Raw genomic sequence first — 18,847 nt, 5'->3', positions numbered from 1 at the left:
CCCCAGATGGAGACACCGAAGCGAGGATCCCGGCGTGAAGGCGCTGTTGGACAATCGTGGGCTGACCCGGTGAGATATCGGCACGCATACCCCCGATACCGGCAACGAGCGGAAGGGGATGCCTGGTGGGCATCCCCTTTCATACAGCATCTCCCGGGTTGCCGCCGCATTACGCCAGCGGCGGCGTCTGATCGTCCCGATGTGCACGATCACTGCCTGCGATGCCGGCGCGGAATACCGCAGCCGGTCGCAGGTTTTTCATGGTCTGCGGCAGCGCTCCCTGCGCTGCGCATGAGGTTGCCCGAACTATTGGATGAGCGCCTTGGCGTGACACAATAATTCTTCCACATCGCTGCCCTGCAAACATGTGTTGATCGCTTGACTCGCCTTGGTCGCCCGACGCTGCGATAGCGCTTCGTTGACACCACCCATCACGCCGCGCAGGACTTGCTGCTTCAAGCCGATGTCGATGTCGCCCTCGCGGCGATTGTTCTTGACGGTGATGGCGGTGTGCTGATTCAGCGCGCCGACCGCAGCCATGGCTCCCGACAATGTTGCGATTCCCAGTGTCTGCGCGGTCGAAACATTTTGCGTTCCGCCTTGTGCCGCAGAGGTGACCTTGCCGATCACCGACGACGCTGCGCTGCCCAGTACGCCGAGATGGAACATTTGGCCAAAGCGTTGGGCAGTCTGTGCGGAGAACTCGCGAGATGTGTACTTACTGAGGATATCGCGGATCAGTTGAGGCGACATCACCGACTTCTCGGCGCCTAGCAGCAATGCCGCAGCGACCCCGTTGGGGTCGAGTTCGTCCAACCTGCCTTCACGCATGGCTTGCAGGTCCTGGCTCAGCAAGTTCAATTTCTTCGTCAGGCCGCCACCGTGGCCCGCCTCCAGATCAAGGTCGTCCGCGTTTGCCAATCCCTGCGGCGAGGGCGACGCGGCAATTTCCTCCTTGAGCACTTCTTCCATCGACGCCAATCCGTTGATGACACGTTTCACCAAAGCCTGAGTGGGCGATTGAATCAGTTTCTTGAGTTTGCTCTGGTCGATCTCCTCTGCCGCAATCGGCTCACCACGTGCAAGTTTCGACTTGCCTGTTTCTGTCACTACATCCGCGTACAGCAGGTTGAGCTTGTTGTTGTAATCCTGCTTGGCCTGTTCGTCGAAGCCGGCAGCCACATGCTGCGCCGCTGTCATCAGCAGGGCACCGACGGTCTGCGCGGTTGGCGACAATGCCCGCATTGCACCGGTTTTGATGAGCAGGCCCAGCGTGCTCGCCAATGGCGAACGCAGGATGCGAGGGACGGCCTGCCAGCGATTGCCCATCCATTGCCGTTCGTGCGCACCCTGGGTCATCACAAAGTCGTGCTGGGCTTGATGCAGGCGCCTTTCTGACTCAAGCAATTGTTGGGCTGTGGCGGGGTCCTTGGCTTCGCGGAACCTGTCGCAGCATGCACCGAATTCTTTGAGGTGGCTTTCCAGCGCTTTCGCCAGATCCGGAAGCCAGTGCTTGTCGTTGATCTCATTCTTGTCCGGCACGATGACGTGACCGCCATGCTCGCGGATGGACTCGCACAGGCTGACCACCGCCGACTGCTGTGCGGCGTTCATCGGTGCGGCGATGAACATCGTTCCTATTCCGAATCCAGTGCCTGCCCAAGGCCGACCGGTTGCGTTGTTGATCCAGGGCGAGACGATGTACTGCATCGCATTGTTGAGGAAACTGCCGGTGGGATTGGGCATACCGGACAGCAATGCAGTGCGCCTCATCCTGAATACTTCGCGTTCGCTTAATCCTTGCGCCTCATACCATGCCATTGCATCTGCTTCGTGAATACGATTCAGCAGATCTGCATGGGTTGCTGCGCGTTCACGGGTTCCGTTAGCGGCCGGTGATTCCATCGGCCTGATCTTGTTGATGAGTTCGGCGGCCAGTTCCGCCCTGACTTGGCGCAGGTTATCGGAAATCAATGTTTCCTTGAGTCGAACCAGCGATGCTGTGCAGCTGGACGAGGAAGTTGCAGGCTGCGAAACCCGCAGATCTGACGCACCCACGGGGCTAGCAGCCTGAGCTATCTGTCCCGTGTCAGTGGCGGTCTGCTTGCTGCGCTTGCTCTGGCGGGGCGACGGCATGAGCAGTGCGCCCTCGGGCGAGCCAGGTGGGGACGTCTCTTCGATCTCGTGGAAGGACGGGCTTGAGGTCGGCGCACCGGGCTTGAGTGAATTGGCGGATCCACTGGCTTCTACCGCCGTGCCAGGCGGCGAGGACAGAACAGACTGTGCAACTTGCGGGCCAGTCGCACCAGGGGGGCGAGCAGCTTGCTTGCTGCCCTTACTCGGACGCGGCGATAGCTTGGTCAATGCGCCCTCGGGCCGTTGATCCGGACGGCTGGGCGAGGCTTTCGGGGACGTGAGTTCAGTCTCGTGGAGATGCAGACTTGCGGCTGATGCACTGGGGTTGAGTGGATTGGATGAAATTGCGCTCTTCATCAGATATTCCTTGGTTCTCTTTGGAGTGGCGGCATCGATCGATATCTAGTGCCGAAGAATGCGATCGCTACGCAATCCCGGAACCGGGCCCAGTGTCGATGAGCAGCGCGTTGACCATGGTTCCGAAAAAATATCAAGATAAATAACGCGATGCAGGCGTTTGTGAGAAGAGATATTCAATGGCGAATCGCATCGCGCGTAGGCTAAATGACTCCGCTGGCAGCATCCTGACCGGTCAGCGAATCGGTGTTGCCATACCGGAATCCCCTCGTGGCTGGGATGCTGATGTTGGAACAACAGCTCAAGAATCGGTCGACCTGGCCGCGCTGTATTGCGATTTCTGCGGCAGGGACCCCAGCGAAGTCCCTGCTGGAAATCCGTGGCTTGACCGAGTAGTCAGTAGTCAGTAGTCGATCGGCGGGATTGAAATGGGATGGCAGTGCCATCCCATTTCGTTTTTCACATCGCAAATCCGTACTCGCCGACTGCGACGAATTCATCTCCCGGATAATGGGAAGCCGCCCCCTACGTCAGCCTAGTTGTCGCCCGGATAGGAATCAGACATGGGGCGATAACGCGAGGTGGATGTGGCCAGATACGGACAGCAGTTCAAGAACAAAAGGGTGGCGTGCTTGCTGCCGCCGGAGAGCGCGGCGATGTGGGAAGTGTCGCGCGCGAGTGGCATCAGCGAGGCGACGCTGGAGCGGTGGCTGAGCCAGTCGCTGGGTGACCCGGCGCGGGGACGGGTGTGGACGGCAGCGTCGCGGTTCGACGCGGTGCTGACGACAGCGTTGCTGGACCAAGCCACGCGCAATGCGCGGTGCTGCAGTCAAGGCGTGTATCCACATGGGTTGGCGCAGTAGCATGATCTTGCGCAGCAGAGCCTTGCCGGGCCGGGTGAGCGTGGGACCGACACGCGGCAGGACCGGCAGGATCGGCGTCGCACCCGCGATGCTTGAGCGGGAGTTGCTTCGCAACAATACGGCATTGGCAGAAACCGCCGCGTTGCTGGTGCTTTCAAAAAAGGCTCATCGCGGATTCGTGTGGGTGCCTTGAGGCCCCTGAATCTGCGTTGAGCCTTGGAAACAGGCCCTTTCCACCGTCCCAGAAGGTGGTACATCCTGTGCTGACTTCTTGACGCGGTGTTCTGCATGAAAACGGGCCGTCGGCTGAGTGAGTTGTTTTCCTTCCCCGGCTTTGCGGCGGAGTCCACGCTCAAGGGCGTGTTCGGCGCCCCGAAGGCGCGGATCGTGACCTTGCGGCGCCGAAAAAAACGGCCGTGTGTTCCAACTGTGGCCATCGGTGTCGCAGCCGCTACGACAAGCGCCTGTGCCGCGCCCGCGACTTGCGGGCGGCCGGCTGGATGCTGTTCGTGGAGTTCGAGCGCTGGCGGGTCGATTGCCCGGGGTGCGGCGGCGTGCACGTAGAGCGGCTGGACTGGCTGGCCAAGAATCCGCGCTACACCGAGCGATTCGCCCTGCATGTGGGCAATCTGTGCCGGAGCATGACGCACAAGGCCGTGGCTGAGCTGGAGCGCCTGCACGACAGCACGGTCAAGGAGCTGTCCAAGCTGTACATGGCCGAGCAGGTGCGCCGGGCGGGGACGCCGGCGCCGCGCGCCATCGGCATCGACGAGATCGCGATCCACAAGGGCCATGACTACCGCGTTGTGGTCAGCGATCTGGAGCGCGGCCGACCGATCTGGTTCGGCGGCAGTGGGCGCACCGAGGCGGACATCGACCAGTTCTTCGCCGAATTGGGCCCAAAACGTAGCGCCGGCATCGACGTGGCGGTGATGGACATGTGGCGGCCGTTTCGCAACTCGGTGGGCAAGAATGCGCCCAACGCCAGCATCGTGTTCGACAAGTTCCACATCATGCGCCACCTGTCCGACGCGCTCGACCAGGTGCGGCGCGACGAGTACAAGCGCCTTCAAGGCCAGGATCGCAGTTACATCAAGGGCCAGCGTTACACCCTGCTGAGCAACCGCGAAAACCTTACCCTGGACGGTCGAAAGGCGCTCGCCAAGCTGCTGGCGGCCAACAAACGTCTGAACACGGCGTACCTGCTGAAAGAGTCCTTCGGGCAGCTGTGGAGCTACCGCACCGAGCGAGGTGCATGGGAGTTCTTCGAGCGCTGGAAGCAGAGTCTGCGCTGGCAGCGGCTTGCGCCCTACCAGACGTTCGTGGGGATGATCGAGCGGCACTGGGACGGCATCGCGGCGTACTGCAGGCCGGAGAACAAGGTCAGCCTCGGCCTGGTGGAAGGGCTCAACAACAAGATCCGGGTCATCCAGCGCAGCGCCTACGGCTATCGCGACGAGGAGTTCCTGAGGCTCAAGATCATCGCCAGCTTCCTGCCCGCGCTACCCGAAAATGCTCGATTGCACCCACAGTGATCCGCGAAGACCCCACTTTAATATCATCGTCCTGCATTGCCAACTCGAACATCGCGATTCGCCCATTCTGCATAAACTGCGCAGAAACCGCTCTACATCTTAGATTCGGAAATTTCTCTACCTGATTAGCCCCATCCCTCAGCCAAGAAAGTTGCTTGCCATGCGCAAAACTCGCTCTGGGCAAGGCTTGCAGCGCATCAGCGCCGTCGCCAGTCGCGGCAGCATCTGTTCCAGACGAAATCTGCGGTTGAATCGATAAGCTGCTTCGGCCAGGTAGCGCCGCGCATACTTGGCTTGGCGCACCGCATGGTAGGTGCCGCTGATGGCACGTTTGACGTTGGCCAGCACCACATTCAACCAACGTGCTCCCTGGACTTCGGTTGCGGCACGACCACCGCCGGTATCGAGGGTGGTGTGGGCATGCCCAGCCTCCTCCAGACGGCGAAAGCAAGCCAATCCGTCGCTGTAAACTTCGCATTCCGGCTCCAGACGCCGTTCGATCCAGTCCTTCAGCGAGGCGTTGTCAAAAGCCTTCACCGGCTCGATCACCGCAAAGGTAGGATGTTCATTGTTCTGGTCCACTTGCACTGCGATCACGAACGGCTGTTTGTTCTCCGAGCCTCGTCCGCGCTTGCCTCCGGTGCGTTCGCCGCCAAGGTACGCGTCATCGATTTGCACAAATCCGCTGAGTTTTCGCGGTTCTTCGCGCTCGACCATCGCCTGCATGATCTTGTGCTTCATGCGCCAGGCCGCCTTGTAGTTCACTCCAAGATGCCGCTTCAACTCCAGCGCCGCCAGGTTGGTCTTGCTGGATGTCAGCAGGTAGATCGCCTGCATCCACAAGCGCAAGGGCAGCTTGCTGGACTGAAACAGCGTGCCAGCACGCAAGGTGGTCTGATGCCGGCACGCACGGCACTGGTAGTCCACCTGCCCATCGCGTCGAAAGCGCGAGCGCGCGCGGCCTTCGCATTGCGGGCAGCGAAATCCATTCGGCCAGCGCCACCGATACAAGGCCCGATAACACTTGGCTTCGGTTCCGTAACGATCCACGAACTCTGTCATCGACAATCCAGGCTGAAACTGCACGATGTTGATACCCATGCCCCACCTCCGTTGCCTTCAAGTGGGGCCATTGTCCAGCCGACCCGTCGCAAATCCTGCAACTACCGGCTGAGGAATGGGGCTAATCAGGAAACTGGTTCTCCCGAATCCAGCGAGACGTCATCACGCGCGGTGTCTTCACCTCTATCAAAGACCTGGACAAGAAGCTCATGTGCTACATCCGCCAGTACAACGTAAGCGTCCGCCAACCTCACCTACCCCGAAACCTCACTCCGTGCGCAACGGCAGCAATTGATCGATGTCCCGATCCAAGGTCGTCGGCAGCCGCGCCAGGGTGTCATGCAGCCAGGCATGCGGTTCGATACCGTTGGCCTTGGCGGTGGCCAGTAGGCTCATGATCGCCGCCGCGCGCCTGCCCGCCTGCGCTGAGCCGGCAAACAGCCAATTCTTGCGTCCCAGCGCCACCGGACGAATCGCGTTTTCGATCAGGTTGTTGTCGATCGGGTAACGTCCGTCCTGGACATAACGCGTCAGCGCGTCCCATCGCTTGAGCGTATAGGCCAGTGCACGCGCGGTGCCGCTGTTGCCCATCACCGTCTGCTGCAACTCCAACAACCAGCAGTTCAGCCGCGATAGCACCGGCACGGCGTGTTCTTGTCGGTAAGCCAGACGCTCATCGGGCTTCAGCGCGCTGGCTGCCGCTTCGATGGTGTAAAGCACGCCGATGCGCGCGATCGCTTCAGCCGCAATCGCGCTGCCGCTGGCCGCATGCTGCTCATGCCACTTGCGCCGGGCGTGGGCCCAACACCCCAGCTCCGTGACACCCTGCGCAAAGCTGGCTTTATAGCCGCTGTAGTCGTCCACCATCAGTGCGCCGCGCCACTTCCCAAGGAAATCGCGTGCGTGCTGGCCGCTGCGGCTGGTCTGGAACTGGAATACCACCATCGGTGGATCGGCGCCCGGGTGGTGGGCGGTGGCATACGCAAACAGATACGCACGCTTGGAGGAGCCTGCTGTTGGATCCAGCAGCTGCACCGGGGTTTCATCGGCATGCAGCACCGATTGCTGCTGCATCCGCACCGCCAGGCGGTCGGCCAACGGTTGCAGCGCCACGCCGATGGCGCCGATCCACTCGGCCATCGTGCTACGCGACAAGGCAACGCCGCTGCGTGCATAAATGGCTTCCTGCCGATACAGCGGCAAGTGATCGACATACTTTGCGACAGCGACCTGGGCCAGCAGGCTGGCATCGGCCTGGCCGCGCTCGATGATCGCCGCCGCCACCGGCTCGGCGACGATCAGCTCACAGCGACGGCAGCAATACTGCGGGTACACATCGCGCTTGACGTAGAACTCCAGCGGCTTGCAGGCCAGACGCTCGCTGACATGCTCGCCGATGGCCACCAGCGCGCTGTTGCACTGCGGGCAGTTGCAGCTGGCCGGCTCGTGCCGAGTTTCTACACGCTCAAGATGCTCGGGTAACGGCTTGCGCCCGGCGTTTGCTGCACGCCGACGCTTCTGGGTCACCGCTGCGGTCTCGCCCTCGGCCTGGAGCGCGGCCAACTGCGCTTCCACTGCGGCGATATCGGCGGCCATGGTGTCTTCGAACAGCTGGCGCTGGTCCGGGTCCATGCGCTCGGTCTTGGCCGAGAATTGCAGCCGGCGCAGGCGGGCGATCTCGGCGGTGAGCGCGGCGATCTGCGCATCGCGCAGGGTGATGGTGCGTTCGCGCGTATCGATCAACGCCTGTTGGCGTTCAATGGTGGTCTGCGCGGTCGCCAGCAAGGCGCGTGCAGCCTGGCGCAGCGCATGCGGATCATCAATCGTATCGAGGGCGGACAGGTCCATGTCCGCCACGATGCCACGGGTTACAGCTGACGCACACCTGCCATTGGTGCAATGGACAACCGCTGCCAGTCCACGCCCACGCACAACCAGGCCCATTGCTCAGCGCTCAAGGTCCACGCGGTATCGCCCACACGCGGCCAGATGAAGTGTCCCTGATGCAGCCGGCGCGCGCACAGCCAGACACCATGACGATCAACGCACAGCACCTTGAGGCGGCTACGCGCGCGATTGACGACGACGTAGGCCTCGCCCTCGGCCACGGGGCGATCCAGCAGTGACTGCATCTGCAGCAAGAGCCGGTCCATGCCACAGCGCAGATCCACCGGGGCGGTGACAAGATGCCACGCCGACACGCTCAGCATGCACCAAGCTCGCGCAGCAGACGCGCAAGCCAGCCCGGATCACCGGCCGCCACGCTGAGGCTGATGCCACCGGCGAGACGGATCTCCACGCTGGTCGTGGGAACGGCGGGGGTGATGTGCAGCGGTAGTGTGGCTGGAAGTGCTGCAGGCGCTGCGGACGCTGCAAGTTTGCCGCGCCAGTAGGTGAAGCTGCTCAACGAGACACTGTGCTCGCTGCACCACGCCGATGGCGTGGCGCCGCTGGCGGACCAGGCAGCAATGCGGTGGGACCAATCATCGTGCTTTGAAGACATCGGGGAGATCCGTTGGGAAGAACGCGATATCCCAACGGGCTGCTGGCTGCTTGTATAGGTGAGGTTGGCGGACGCTTACAGTACAACAAGGACCCCAAGCCGTTGAAGTAGACGTTCGCCGATCCCACTCGGCGCATTACAGCCGATTTCTCGGATTCAGTGGACTAGCGGCAGCAACAGTGACTGCGCGGCGGCCATCTCAGGGTAGTGCTGGCAAGCGACTGGCGAGTGGGCGTAGGTCCGTGGCAGCATGATTTGCCGGAAATACGTGCGACTTTCCAGGCCTGACTGTGGCCTTGATCCGTTCCAATACCTGGCGGCCTGAGTCGATCGCTTGCCCTCGCAGGGGCGGACCGTCGGCACCGCCGAAACCCGTGGGTGTACCCGGGAAGACAAGCACTGCAGTGTCGAACTTTGGTGCGTGATACCTGTCCCAGAGAGGCGAGGGAGTTCGCATACGTGGCGCCGCGTGGGCCGCCCCTCTCCGTCGTGATCTTCAGATAACCGAATGCCTGGCACCGGGTCATGTGCCGCGCGAGACGCCTCGTCGACGCTGAAGGGCAAGCCACTGCATCGAGGTGCCAGGTGATCGTCAGTTGGGCAGGTGCGATACAGCCATCGCCGCGCCCTGCAGAGATCGCATCCGCCGGGGCGCGACGGGGATAACGTCCTGCAGGAACGCGGCTAACCGCTGTAGGCCTTATGACCGATACGCGTCGCCCCGATCGCCTGGGATGCATTAGGAGCAATTACCTGGTAGGGCGCATCGGTCCTCAGGTTTGTAAAATTGACCATTGCACTGGGCGCGTCTGTACGGAAGACCGCTTCCTTCACATGGTTGAATTGGCAGTTCTCGATCTGCAGATGCGTGTTGATATCCGTATGCCCGCCATTGGTGCGGAAAACCTTGCCGGCACCGTTCACGGTGCAGCCACGCATCACCACGTCTGCAGGGCCGTTGTCTTGCACGATTTTGTCCGAGGCATTGTTGAATGTGCAATTGATGATCTCGACGTGCGGCCGTCCGCTGACTCCGGGACCGCAGCCGGCAATGCGAGAATCATGCTCACGGTTGCCCTGCCCATCAATGGTTATGGCATCCTCGCTGACGTCCTCGTTGACGCAATTGACCATCTTGCCACTGCCCAGAAAATGCACACCGTCGCCGCCGCCTTTCATACGGACATTGCATAGGGAGCCGCCGTCTTCCACGATGAACAATGGTTGTTGGTGCTCGTTTTGGGAACCATCGCCCAGGCTGCTGCCGCCGATGTAGGTCTGGTTCTTGCCATCAAACACTTCGCCCTTGTGCACCACGATGGTCTTGTTCTGGATGCCAGGGGGCGCAGTGACGACGGTACCGGGCGGAAGCGACGCATGCGTACCTGTTGGACTGGATGCCGGTGTGGGGCGGCTAGGCCCGGTGTCAGATGGGGCGTTTCCGTCGTCTGTTTCCATGGTCCGGCCATGATTCCCGGGGTTCCGGCTGCCGCCACCGGTATCGCTGCCGTGTTGTCCGCCGAGATTGGAGAAACAAGGCATAGGGCTGCTGGGCATCGATGGGGGGGGAGGCATGAAGACCGGCGGCTGATCGTTGCCCGAATATTGATGCTGGCGCTGCATCAGGTCCTTGAACATGCGCTGCATGCAATACGCCATCATGCTCATGACCATTGCCGCCAACGCTTGCTCCTGTGAGACGGAGAATGCCGATGACTGGAAATTGGCAGTTGAATGCGGAGCTATGGAAAGACTCATTGGCGGACATCCCTATGCAAGATAAACCCGGTGACGTTGTTCGTCTCGAAATCTGTGCATCTAAGCATGTGAGCTATGACGCAGCACGGCTGACTTAATTGTACGTGCCAGCGTGTTGCACAGCCCGGACATGCTGCTCGTGACGGGCATTGCCCGCAGACGGATGGAAGTGACTTAGGCGCGTAACCATAAGTAGTTTCCCGTCGCGATACCTTCAAACATGTCGTCGTGTGCGATGAAAATATTGTTGTTCCAGTAACGACCGTGCTCGGCGTAGTGGGCCAAGAGATCGCAGATCCATGCTCCATCGAGGTCGGCATCCAGCGGTACGCGAACGATCAATACGATGACGCCGTTCTCGTCAAGCCCGAGTTGCGCCTGATCCTGCGCGTATACCGAAAGATTAGCTTCTAGCAACAGTCGGAAAACGACCAGGGTTCTGCCAGCAGGCGCCAGCCCATAGGACATGCGCAGATACAGCGATTCTTCCTGGACCTCATCGTCTGGCTGCGTCTCTGGCAGGTGCAGGTAGACTTCAAATCCTTCGATCTCGATAGTGCGATGCTCAAGCAGCCCTTGTTTATCTGCAAGCCCAAGGACATCACATAGTTCCGAAACCAGTTGCTCAAAACGTGCCGAGGGCATTGCCGTCCCGTCGTCCAATCCACAGGCCCGTGTTTGCGGGCCTGTGCGAAAAGAAAAAGAAACTTACTGGGTCAGGGTCTTTGCATTTTCTCCTGCTTTCTTGACGACCTGGTTGAGAGCGACGTTGAAATTCAATTCATTCATTTCCTTACTTAAGAAATTGTTGGTGCGCATCTGCCCGGAGACCGAGCCGCCAACCGAGGATCGTAAGGAACTCTCCTGCATGTCTTCACCGAAGTTGTTCAACCCACCATCAAACTTATTTTTGAAACCGCCGATAATTGTGTCCTTGAACGAGCCGCCTCTGTTCAAGCCTTCAAAAATTCCCATGGTATTGCTCCTCTGTTTTAAGCGCGCATGAGTTGCGCATGGAATCCCCGCTGGAGCGAGGGACAGGTTAAGATGTCAAGCAGAAGCCATGATGTGCGTTACTATTGTGTGGGCGGCGGCCATGCCCTCTTGGAGTGTTCCTAGTGCGACGCGTGCTTCTGCGTCGCTGGCGGCCTGCCAGTGCACCTGAACTTGCTGCCTTGTCTTAGCCAGGGCGTCTGTGATGGCAAGCAGACGATGGCCGGTTTGGTCCTCGGACTTGACCTTGAGCAATGCGCTCATGTCTTGGGCGATTTCGTCGGTGATATATTCAAACACGTTGGTACCTCCAATCGATTTCAAATCGGGGGAACTCAGTAACCCGTCGAACTCAGATGTTTTGTTCCATCCGGGGTCTCGACGTAATGCAGGCCATCTGCCAGAAGGGCCGCGTCGTAGTGAGCCGGCAGTTTGGTGGATGGGTCCTGCTGGATGACATCGACGTGGATCGCGCCGATCTGTGATCCCAAGTCGCTACGCAGTTCATCAATACGTCGCGCTGTCCGCTCTGCATCGTCGCTCTGGCCGGCAATGGAAAAGACGCCCCGCCCCTCATATCGGACGTTGAGATTGCGGTCGGCCAAGGTATCGCGAATGGTTGCCAGCACTTCATCCACTACAATCACGTCCAACTTCACTGCGGGCCGATACCCACTTAAGCGCAGGCGCAAACGTGCCGCGTCAGCGCTGCTTGCTACCAGGCCTTCAACCCGCAACTGAGCTCCAGCATGTGCGATGCGCGTCTCGCCCAGACGGAGCTGTCCAAGAACGGCCTTTACCTGCGCATATTGATTCTGCTCGCGCGGTGGCGGAGCAGCCTCGGAAAGGAAGGCCGGTTGCAAGGCGGGCACCAATGCTGCTGCACCTAGCGCTAGGATCGCCCCGAGGCCTGCGCGTAGCGCCTTGTGCTGCCTTTTGCGCGGCGGAGCATCTGCCTGCGAGGGTGAGGGTGAGGGGAGCAGGCGCTCGATGAGCTCCATGTCGCTGGGCCACTGCGACGCACAATCGCCAACACACAGCACCACATCGCCGAATCGGACTGGATGCATTGCGGTGAATGTCGCGCTCGATGCTTCATCGTTGTGATAGCGAATCTGACCATCCGAATCTACCTCAATAACGAAAGGGCCGCCAGGCCAGTCCTCGATCCTGATGTCGGCGCGTGAATCACTGCCAAGTCCATAGCAACCAGGCAACAAGTCTAGTCGTGCGCCGGCATGCGTTCCAGTGAGTACGCGAATTTGCATGGTCATGAGCGAATCTCTTCATAAGACGAATCGCTGCGCTCTTTCATAAGTGCGTTCAACCGTTTGACCGCGCCTATGCGATCCCGCAGGCGACGTGGCCGCTGTGCATTGAGCAGCATGAGCGGAATCAGCAGATGAAAGCTGCGCAGAGCCGAGGATGCGTTGGACTCTGGCGTGATCAGGGTCAATAGACGCTCGCGCAGGGCCCTTAGCGTTTCTTGGGGTGGTGACGAGCTGCAATGCCGTAAATGATCGCGCATCAGCCTCCAGACTATTGTCGTCAGCGGGGCGCTTTCTGGGTGTGCAAGCTTGATAGCGCGGAACTCGGCAAGCGCGATCACCAGCGCATTGGATGAGGCCGCCTCATTGCTGGTGCATGCCTGTACATAGCGATCTAGAATACCGTCGATATGCGAAAGGATCTCCAGGTTCGACGGGTCTATGGAAGCCAGTGGTCGTTGTGCCGACTGCGGGTCGCCATCGTGCCCGGACGAGTTTTCGTCTCGTTGCCCGTCGTGCTTGTTGTCCTGTGACGGGGCAGCAACGACTTTGACGCGTCCACGCAGCGCTGACACCCGCGCCGCTTCTGCCTCCTGCAGTTCTGCGGCATCAAATCCTTCGTCCATCCCGTCCAGTGCACCCATGCCGCGCCGACGCCTGCGGGGCGAGGGAGCGGGACGGAGCCGATGGTGGATGGCATCGGCGGCTTGTGGCACCTCCGCGTGGGGCACATCCATACTGGTTTGCGGTTGTGCGGGGGCCGTCGGAAGGACCGATCCGGTTGATGGCAGGCGGCGTATCATGGAAAGGCGGCCTGCATCAGTGCCTGCCCGAACTGCAGGATTGCGGCGGCGGCCCAGGGAGCAGTCACCGCGATCGCGGCCACGACGACCACCAGCTTCAGCGCAAAGGAGATCGATGCATCCTGCAACGACATCACCGCCTGCAGGAAAGCGATCAGCAGGCCCGTTGCTGCGGCGACGCCGACCACAGGCAGAGACACCTTGAGGCAGAGCAGCAAGGCTTCGGACGTGAATCTCACCAGATCTTCGTGGTCCATGGCGTCACCGATAACTCAAAACCAGGCCGTGAATGAGCATCGACCAGCCGTCCAATGCCACGAACAACAGCAGCTTGAACGGGATCGCCACATTGGTTGGTGTGACCTGCGAAAGGCCCATGGCCATCAAGGCATTGGCCACGACAAGGTCGATGACAATGAACACCAAATACAGCAGGAAGCCAATCCGAAAGGCTTCGGTAAGTTCGCTGAGCGTGAAGGCAGGAGCCAGTACCAGCAGATCATCGGACTTCAACGCATCAGCCTTGTCCTTTGGCCAGATCTGCTGCGCTGCATGGACAAAAAAAGCCTTCTCGCGCTCGCGGGTATGCTGGAGCAGGAACTCTCGGAAAGGCTTGCGACAAGCGTCCAGCAACACCACGACGCGACTGTTGTCCGCACCTGCGCCGTAGGTTTGTGCGGTCTTGAACGCTTCCATACCCACCGGTGCCATCACGAAGCAGGACACCAGCAATGCGACACCATTGAGAACCATGTTGGGTGGAACCTGCTGTACGCCAATGGCGTTGCGCAACAGGCCTAGCACCACCACGATCTTGGTATAGGAGGTGACCACCATCGCTGCGAAGGGCAAAAGCCCCAGCATGATGACAACCACCAGCAGAGAGCCTACGTCAGGCATCTGCACGAGGTGTCTCCGACATGCTGAGGATTTGCAAGCCCAAATGCTCACCCACCGCCAGCAGGCGACCAATGCCCACGGTCTGGCCATAGACGACTAGCCGGATGTCCGCCTGATCCAGTGGAACCGACAATTCCAGGATTTGACCGGGCTGCAATGCCGACAGCTCCGAGAGCGAAAGCGCAAGCTGGTCAACTTCGAGGCGAACCGGTAATTCCAGCGAAGACAGGTCCGACGCCGGCTGTGCGGCATTGGGTGGAGGTAGATCGTCATGCATGGTGGGGCAAGTCTCCAGAATCATCTGTTGTGGGGTCAGGCGCACCGCGGCACGCATTGAGCCGCTACCCGGGGCCCCCCAAAGCAGCTCGCCTGCGCGCAGCGGCGAGCTGGCAAGGCAGTGCAGCAGCACGTCGCCCGCGCGCAGCGACTGCAACATCCCGGCGGAAGCAGAGCGTTGGCCGATGCACAAGCTGGTGGGGATGCGCAGCGAACCTGGCCACCCGGACACAGGCATCTGAAGTGCCTCGACAGCTCTCTGCAGGGCCGACAGCAAGGCGGGACTCGCGGCCTCCGCGATCATGTCGATGCCGCCGACCGTCACGCCTATACCGGCGGGTTCAGACAACTCGTCGCAGCGGTCGAAAGCGAGGAGCTGCGCCTCGCCAAGTCCCAGCGGTTCAAGGCTGCGCAGCGGTTCGCCCATGAGCAGACCCGCCAGCGCCACGCGAACCTCTCCGTCTGCCTCGTTGGCTACCAACGCTAATCCGTCGCGGGCGGCCACGCAGAATTCCAGGTTGCCGCTGTCCAGTTGCAGGCATGCGCGCACCGCGTCGGCCTGCGGTATGGGCCGCTGATGCAGCCTCACGCCGCAGTGATGGGACAGTCTCATGTCGCCTAGCAATCTGGCTAGTTGCGCAAGTCCCGAAGGCACGTTGGTAAGCGCCTGAGAAACTGCACGTGCCGACGGTACTGGGCTCGGCTCGGATGACAAGACGGAATCCCTCTAGTAATGCAGTTGCCAGGTATGCGGGGATAATTTTTCTAGATAACCTCGATACGGATCTCATGCACGTTGCTGAGTGCAGCTTTCAGGGCAACGCGCAATTGCTCCCTTCCGCTCCAAAGTAGCTCGCGTGCATCGGGAGAGCTACTGTCGAAGCGAAGTAATAGCTGGTCGGGCGAAAGCCTAAGAAATAACGTGGTTTTCCCAATCATGTCCTGGCGAATGGGCAAAGTGGCCTCCCAGATCCCCGCATCACGCACCGGCTGAGAATTGCAGAAATCGGCCACGTGTAACGCAATGCTGTCGATGGACATCTGCGCACATTGCGTTCTGACGAATTCGGCTGCGATCCTTTGGTCCAGACACTCGCGGCCCTCGTCCTGCTGATGCGCACCGTACTGATCGACGTGTGGAGGCGTTGCCTGCACGATGTCCTCTGCGGAGGGCTCGCAGGCTGCGATGCCGATTATGTCGTCGCGTGTTTGGAGTCCGTTCATCTCGCCCCCCGGCATGTCCGGCTCGGCAATGCGGCCCGGATGAGGGCGCCGACGCAGCTGCAGGAACTGCACACGCTGTGCCTGCCGTAGTGGTAACGGCGTCACGGTCATAGCCGGAGTGGATAGAATACGCACCGGGCGCATGGGGAGCTTGCGCATCACACCACCACCCGGCCGATTGGCTGCAATTGAACCTCCGTACCCAATTCTTGGAACGAGTAGACCTGTAGCCAGTTGAGACGTGCCTCGATCATCCGGCGGACATACCGACGCACGTCCATTGAGGCGACGATCGCAAGTGGGTGCTGCTGCCTATCTTGTACGATCTGTTCCACCTGCTCGATGAGTTGATTGGCCTGATCGGGTGGAAGGGCCAGGAAGTTACCAGCAGGCGTGGCACGAATTGACTGGCGAATCAGTTGTTCGACGTCGTGATCTAGCATAACCGCCGGCAACTGCCCGGTTCCTGCGGTTGCGGTATGTGCAAGGTAGCGACCGAGGTCGCAGCGGACATATTCGGTCAGCATCAACAGATCCTTCTCCTTGGGGCCCCAGACCACAAGACTCTCGAAAATGATCTTGATGTTGCGGACCGGAATGCGCTCCTCCAGCAGTCGTCGCAGGACATCGGCGATACGTTGTGGCGGCATGGACTTATTGACCTCCGCGACAAGACCCGGATAGTCCACTTCCACTTGCTCGAGCAACCATTGTGTTTCCTGGATACCGACGAACAAATGGGCCCGGGTCTTGAGGGGGGCAATGGCATGTTCGGCAAGCGATGTCTGCAGGTCGGCGCTGTCGCTCAGCTCTTCGCGCCGTTCCGGGACGTCGTGAATCAGGACCTCATACTGCATGCCTTGCAGCGCGTCGCTCTCCCAGATCGCAATGCCTGGGAACGGCAGGCCAAGCAATTCGACCAGCTGGGTGCGTTCCCTGTCGATTGCTTTATCCAGCAATGCTGGATCTAATCTGGCGGCGAGTTGTGCGGACAAGCGCATCGACAGTGGCGAGGCAAATTCGGGCGCACTTTTGCGGATATGCGGCACATTACCCTTGGCACCTTTGCGGCTCATCGATGGTAGCCCCGGCTTGTCGTCGCTGCCGCCGTCGCGTTGCCTGCGCCAGATCGTGTATCCGCCGGTACCCACTGCGGCCGCCAGCAGTAGGAACAGCACGGCCGGGAACCCCGGCACGAATGCAAAACACGCCAGAAGCACGCTTGCAGCGAGCAATGCGCGAGAATTGCTGGTCAGCTGCCTACCGATATCCAGGCCTAGCGAACTGACTTTGGTCTCGTTTTCGTTGGCCACGCGGGTGATCATCACGCCAGCGGCCACCGAGATCAGCAACGAGGCGATCTGCGACACCATGGCATCGCCCACCGACAGGATCGCAAAGCGGTTTGCGGCCTCGCCCGCCGTCATGCCGTGATAGGTAACGCCAACGACAATGCCAGCCAGGATGTTCACCAGCGTGATTACCAGCCCTGCGATCGCATCGCCCTTTACAAACTTCATGGCGCCATCCATGCCGCCATGTAGCTGACTCTCAATGGCCAGACGTGCGCGTTTGCCGCGCGCTTCTTCGGCAGTCAGGTTGCCGCCTCGCAAGTCTGCGTCGATGCTCATCTGTTTGCCGGGCATTGCATCGAGCGTGAAGCGTGCGCCCACCTCCGCAACGCGCTCGGAGCCCTTGGCTATCACAATGAACTGAACGGTGGTGATAATCAGGAACACCACCAGGCCTACGACGATGTTGCCGCCGACCACCAATTCCCCGAAGCTCTCGATGATGTGGCCGGCCTCGGCGTGCAACAGGATCGATTTGGTGGAGGCGATGTTCAAGGACAGCCGCAGCAGGGTGGTGAAGAGCAATAACGAGGGGAACGAAGAGAGTGATATCGAGTCCGGTACATACATCGTCACCATCAACAGCACCACGCTGAGTGTGATGTTGATACCGAGCAACATGTCGATCAGCGGCGTGGGCAGCGGCAGGATCATCAGTCCGATCACGGCCACGACGAGGGCAGCGATGGCCACCTCGCCGGTATATGCGAAATAGCGTGTCAGTCGCATGTAGTCTCCTAGCAAGGCAGATGGCTGTGGCCGTCGTTGTCGTTAGCGCCGCCGAGTTCATCCACCCACCGCAGCACGACTGCCACGGTTTCGAATAGTGCTTCGGGAACCGCATCGCCGAGTTCAACCTGGTGCAAGGCGCGCGCAAGGGGAGGGTTGGCTACGATCGGAATGCCGGTTTGGTGCGCAAACGCACGCAGCGCCATTGCCTCATCATCCGTTCCCTTCGCGACCACCTGCGGCAATCCGAAGCCGTCGGGATCGTAGGCAAGCGCGACCGCATAGTGGGTCGGGTTGACCACCATGACCTTGGCCTTCGCCAGCCGTTCGCGCGGATCGCCGAATACCAGCTCCTTGGCGAACTCCTTGCGCTTCCCCTTCACTTCCGGGTCGCCCTCGCTTTCCTTGTGCTCGCGCTTCTGCTCATCCTTGCTCATTCGCTTGTCCCGAATGAATAGCCAGTGCTGAATGCTCCAGTCCGCAGCACCTACAATGACGAACGTGAGCGCTGCCAGCGCACATAGCGTGCCGAGCGCTCGCCAGCTTATTTGTGCGATGTTGGATGGGGGCTGGTAGGCGAGGCCGATGATGGCCGGCAACAAGGAACGCACGCCTACCCAGAGCACTACGCCGATAATCAACGCCTTGGCGGTCAACTTGACCAGGTTGATAAAGCTTCGTAGCGAGAAGAGCTTCTTTAAGCCGTTGACCGGGTTGAGTGAGTCGAACTTGGGCGTGACAGGTTTCAGCGAAACGTTCATTCCGGTTTGCAGGAAGGCACCAGTCAGCGCTGCGATCATGCAGGCGACGAGAAACGGAATTGCAAGCCAGAGGGCCTGCAATCCGATCGAAGCAATCGCGCGCTGCAGAGAAATTCCATCGCGCGTTTTGGCGTTGATGTCAAAGCCAATGGTCACCAGCGCGCGCAAGTGCGAGGCAAAATAGGTGCCTGCGAGAGTGATGACCAACAATCCTCCCAGAAGAACGGCAGCTGCGGTTACATCCGGGCTGATAGTCAGCTCACCATCACGGCGCGCATCCTGGAGCCGCTTTTCAGTCGGCTTTTCGGTTTTTTCATCGGACATTCA

19 protein-coding genes and 1 pseudogene are annotated in these 18,847 nt (G+C 60.2%); 3 read left to right on the top strand and 17 right to left on the bottom strand.

Annotated elements, in window-relative coordinates; genetic code table 11:
- Positions 1-169: 169 nt before the first annotated feature.
- Positions 170-2,274 (bottom strand): annotated as a pseudogene (gene xopN / locus ACCQ13_RS17420) (type III secretion system effector XopN).
- Positions 2,275-3,149: 875 nt separating this feature from the next.
- Here xopN and ACCQ13_RS17415 point away from each other — a divergent pair.
- The 3 genes from ACCQ13_RS17415 to ACCQ13_RS17405 all read left to right on the top strand — a co-directional run bounded on the left by ACCQ13_RS17415 (position 3,150) and on the right by ACCQ13_RS17405 (position 4,891).
- Positions 3,150-3,356, top strand: coding sequence for a hypothetical protein (locus ACCQ13_RS17415; protein ID WP_104605775.1), 207 nt, complete (start codon positions 3,150-3,152; stop codon positions 3,354-3,356).
- Position 3,357: 1 nt separating this feature from the next.
- Positions 3,358-3,549, top strand: coding sequence for a hypothetical protein (locus ACCQ13_RS17410; RefSeq protein ID WP_104605773.1), 192 nt, complete (start codon positions 3,358-3,360; stop codon positions 3,547-3,549).
- A 223-nt stretch (positions 3,550-3,772) separates the two neighbouring features.
- Positions 3,773-4,891, top strand: coding sequence for an ISL3 family transposase (locus ACCQ13_RS17405; RefSeq protein ID WP_159407643.1), 1,119 nt, complete (start codon positions 3,773-3,775; stop codon positions 4,889-4,891).
- Between the two features lie 138 nt (positions 4,892-5,029).
- Here the strand turns inward: ACCQ13_RS17405 and ACCQ13_RS17400 are convergent, their stop codons facing one another.
- The 16 genes from ACCQ13_RS17400 to sctU form a co-directional block, all read right to left on the bottom strand.
- Positions 5,030-5,992, bottom strand: coding sequence for an IS1595 family transposase (locus ACCQ13_RS17400; protein WP_159407642.1), 963 nt, complete (start codon positions 5,990-5,992; stop codon positions 5,030-5,032).
- A 228-nt stretch (positions 5,993-6,220) separates the two neighbouring features.
- Positions 6,221-7,801 carry an IS66 family transposase gene (gene tnpC / locus ACCQ13_RS17395; RefSeq protein WP_506185078.1) on the bottom strand — a complete coding sequence of 527 codons (1,581 nt, stop codon included), beginning with the start codon at positions 7,799-7,801 and terminating at the stop codon, positions 6,221-6,223.
- 20 nt (positions 7,802-7,821) lie between these two features.
- Positions 7,822-8,163 (bottom strand): IS66 family insertion sequence element accessory protein TnpB, encoded by a 342-nt coding sequence (gene tnpB / locus ACCQ13_RS17390; RefSeq protein ID WP_159406699.1) that lies wholly within the window; start codon positions 8,161-8,163, stop codon positions 7,822-7,824.
- Positions 8,157-8,456 carry an IS66 family insertion sequence element accessory protein TnpA gene (gene tnpA / locus ACCQ13_RS17385; RefSeq protein WP_274391989.1) on the bottom strand — a complete coding sequence of 100 codons (300 nt, stop codon included), beginning with the start codon at positions 8,454-8,456 and terminating at the stop codon, positions 8,157-8,159. The genes tnpB and tnpA overlap by 7 nt, the downstream gene beginning before the upstream one ends.
- A gap of 684 nt (positions 8,457-9,140) precedes the next feature.
- Positions 9,141-10,118 (bottom strand): pectate lyase, encoded by a 978-nt coding sequence (locus tag ACCQ13_RS17380; RefSeq protein ID WP_104605293.1) that lies wholly within the window; start codon positions 10,116-10,118, stop codon positions 9,141-9,143.
- A 270-nt stretch (positions 10,119-10,388) separates the two neighbouring features.
- Positions 10,389-10,859 carry a CesT family type III secretion system chaperone gene (locus ACCQ13_RS17375; protein WP_104605253.1) on the bottom strand — a complete coding sequence of 157 codons (471 nt, stop codon included), beginning with the start codon at positions 10,857-10,859 and terminating at the stop codon, positions 10,389-10,391.
- 63 nt (positions 10,860-10,922) lie between these two features.
- Positions 10,923-11,189: a serine kinase gene (locus ACCQ13_RS17370; protein WP_104605255.1), complete on the bottom strand. Its 267-nt coding sequence runs from the start codon at positions 11,187-11,189 to the stop codon at positions 10,923-10,925.
- Between the two features lie 75 nt (positions 11,190-11,264).
- Positions 11,265-11,507 (bottom strand): serine kinase, encoded by a 243-nt coding sequence (locus tag ACCQ13_RS17365; RefSeq protein ID WP_104605257.1) that lies wholly within the window; start codon positions 11,505-11,507, stop codon positions 11,265-11,267.
- A 35-nt stretch (positions 11,508-11,542) separates the two neighbouring features.
- A complete protein-coding gene (hrpD5, locus tag ACCQ13_RS17360; protein WP_159407640.1) occupies positions 11,543-12,481 on the bottom strand; it encodes an HrpD5 family protein in 939 nt (312 codons plus the stop codon).
- Positions 12,478-13,119, bottom strand: a complete 642-nt coding sequence (locus ACCQ13_RS17355) for a 4-hydroxyphenylacetate catabolism regulator HpaA (RefSeq protein ID WP_223214368.1) — start codon at positions 13,117-13,119, stop codon at positions 12,478-12,480. The genes hrpD5 and ACCQ13_RS17355 overlap by 4 nt, the downstream gene beginning before the upstream one ends.
- Before the next feature lie 155 nt (positions 13,120-13,274).
- Positions 13,275-13,535, bottom strand: a complete 261-nt coding sequence (gene sctS, locus ACCQ13_RS17350; protein WP_104605263.1) for a type III secretion system export apparatus subunit SctS — start codon at positions 13,533-13,535, stop codon at positions 13,275-13,277.
- Positions 13,536-13,539: 4 nt separating this feature from the next.
- On the bottom strand, positions 13,540-14,184 hold the full coding sequence (sctR, locus tag ACCQ13_RS17345) for a type III secretion system export apparatus subunit SctR (RefSeq protein WP_104605265.1): 645 nt from the start codon (positions 14,182-14,184) through the stop codon (positions 13,540-13,542).
- Positions 14,171-15,067 carry a type III secretion system cytoplasmic ring protein SctQ gene (sctQ, locus tag ACCQ13_RS17340; RefSeq protein WP_104605267.1) on the bottom strand — a complete coding sequence of 299 codons (897 nt, stop codon included), beginning with the start codon at positions 15,065-15,067 and terminating at the stop codon, positions 14,171-14,173. Before sctQ ends, sctR begins: the two co-directional genes overlap by 14 nt.
- Before the next feature lie 152 nt (positions 15,068-15,219).
- Positions 15,220-15,837, bottom strand: a complete 618-nt coding sequence (gene sctP / locus ACCQ13_RS17335; protein ID WP_159407638.1) for a type III secretion system protein SctP — start codon at positions 15,835-15,837, stop codon at positions 15,220-15,222.
- A complete protein-coding gene (locus tag ACCQ13_RS17330) occupies positions 15,837-17,759 on the bottom strand; it encodes an FHIPEP family type III secretion protein (RefSeq protein ID WP_104605271.1) in 1,923 nt (640 codons plus the stop codon). Before ACCQ13_RS17330 ends, sctP begins: the two co-directional genes overlap by 1 nt.
- Positions 17,760-17,767: 8 nt before the next feature.
- On the bottom strand, positions 17,768-18,844 hold the full coding sequence (sctU, locus tag ACCQ13_RS17325; protein WP_104605273.1) for a type III secretion system export apparatus subunit SctU: 1,077 nt from the start codon (positions 18,842-18,844) through the stop codon (positions 17,768-17,770).
- Positions 18,845-18,847 lie beyond the last annotated feature (3 nt).

Source organism: Xanthomonas sp. NCPPB 1638 (assembly GCF_041475635.2).
Classification (GTDB): Bacteria; Pseudomonadota; Gammaproteobacteria; order Xanthomonadales; family Xanthomonadaceae; genus Xanthomonas; species Xanthomonas cucurbitae.
Note: the sequence above shows the minus strand (reverse complement) of the source record. Positions and strands in the feature narration are given on the sequence as shown.

Bases quoted from the DNA above. Each gene is read 5' to 3' on its own strand.
- ACCQ13_RS17415 (WP_104605775.1), top strand. From the start codon at position 3,150: ATGTGGGAAGTGTCGCGCGCGAGTGGCATCAGCGAGGCGACGCTGGAG.
- ACCQ13_RS17410 (WP_104605773.1), top strand. From the start codon at position 3,358: ATGATCTTGCGCAGCAGAGCCTTGCCGGGCCGGGTGAGCGTGGGACCG.
- ACCQ13_RS17400 (WP_159407642.1), bottom strand. From the start codon at position 5,992: ATGGGTATCAACATCGTGCAGTTTCAGCCTGGATTGTCGATGACAGAG.
- tnpC (WP_506185078.1), bottom strand. From the start codon at position 7,801: ATGGACCTGTCCGCCCTCGATACGATTGATGATCCGCATGCGCTGCGC.
- tnpB (WP_159406699.1), bottom strand. From the start codon at position 8,163: ATGCTGAGCGTGTCGGCGTGGCATCTTGTCACCGCCCCGGTGGATCTG.
- tnpA (WP_274391989.1), bottom strand. From the start codon at position 8,456: ATGTCTTCAAAGCACGATGATTGGTCCCACCGCATTGCTGCCTGGTCC.
- ACCQ13_RS17380 (WP_104605293.1), bottom strand. From the start codon at position 10,118: ATGATGGCGTATTGCATGCAGCGCATGTTCAAGGACCTGATGCAGCGC.
- ACCQ13_RS17375 (WP_104605253.1), bottom strand. From the start codon at position 10,859: ATGCCCTCGGCACGTTTTGAGCAACTGGTTTCGGAACTATGTGATGTC.
- ACCQ13_RS17370 (WP_104605255.1), bottom strand. From the start codon at position 11,189: ATGGGAATTTTTGAAGGCTTGAACAGAGGCGGCTCGTTCAAGGACACA.
- hrpD5 (WP_159407640.1), bottom strand. From the start codon at position 12,481: ATGACCATGCAAATTCGCGTACTCACTGGAACGCATGCCGGCGCACGA.
- ACCQ13_RS17355 (WP_223214368.1), bottom strand. From the start codon at position 13,119: ATGGGTGCACTGGACGGGATGGACGAAGGATTTGATGCCGCAGAACTG.
- sctS (WP_104605263.1), bottom strand. From the start codon at position 13,535: ATGGACCACGAAGATCTGGTGAGATTCACGTCCGAAGCCTTGCTGCTC.
- sctQ (WP_104605267.1), bottom strand. From the start codon at position 15,067: ATGAGACTGTCCCATCACTGCGGCGTGAGGCTGCATCAGCGGCCCATA.
- sctP (WP_159407638.1), bottom strand. From the start codon at position 15,837: ATGCGCAAGCTCCCCATGCGCCCGGTGCGTATTCTATCCACTCCGGCT.
- ACCQ13_RS17330 (WP_104605271.1), bottom strand. From the start codon at position 17,759: ATGCGACTGACACGCTATTTCGCATATACCGGCGAGGTGGCCATCGCT.
- sctU (WP_104605273.1), bottom strand. From the start codon at position 18,844: ATGTCCGATGAAAAAACCGAAAAGCCGACTGAAAAGCGGCTCCAGGAT.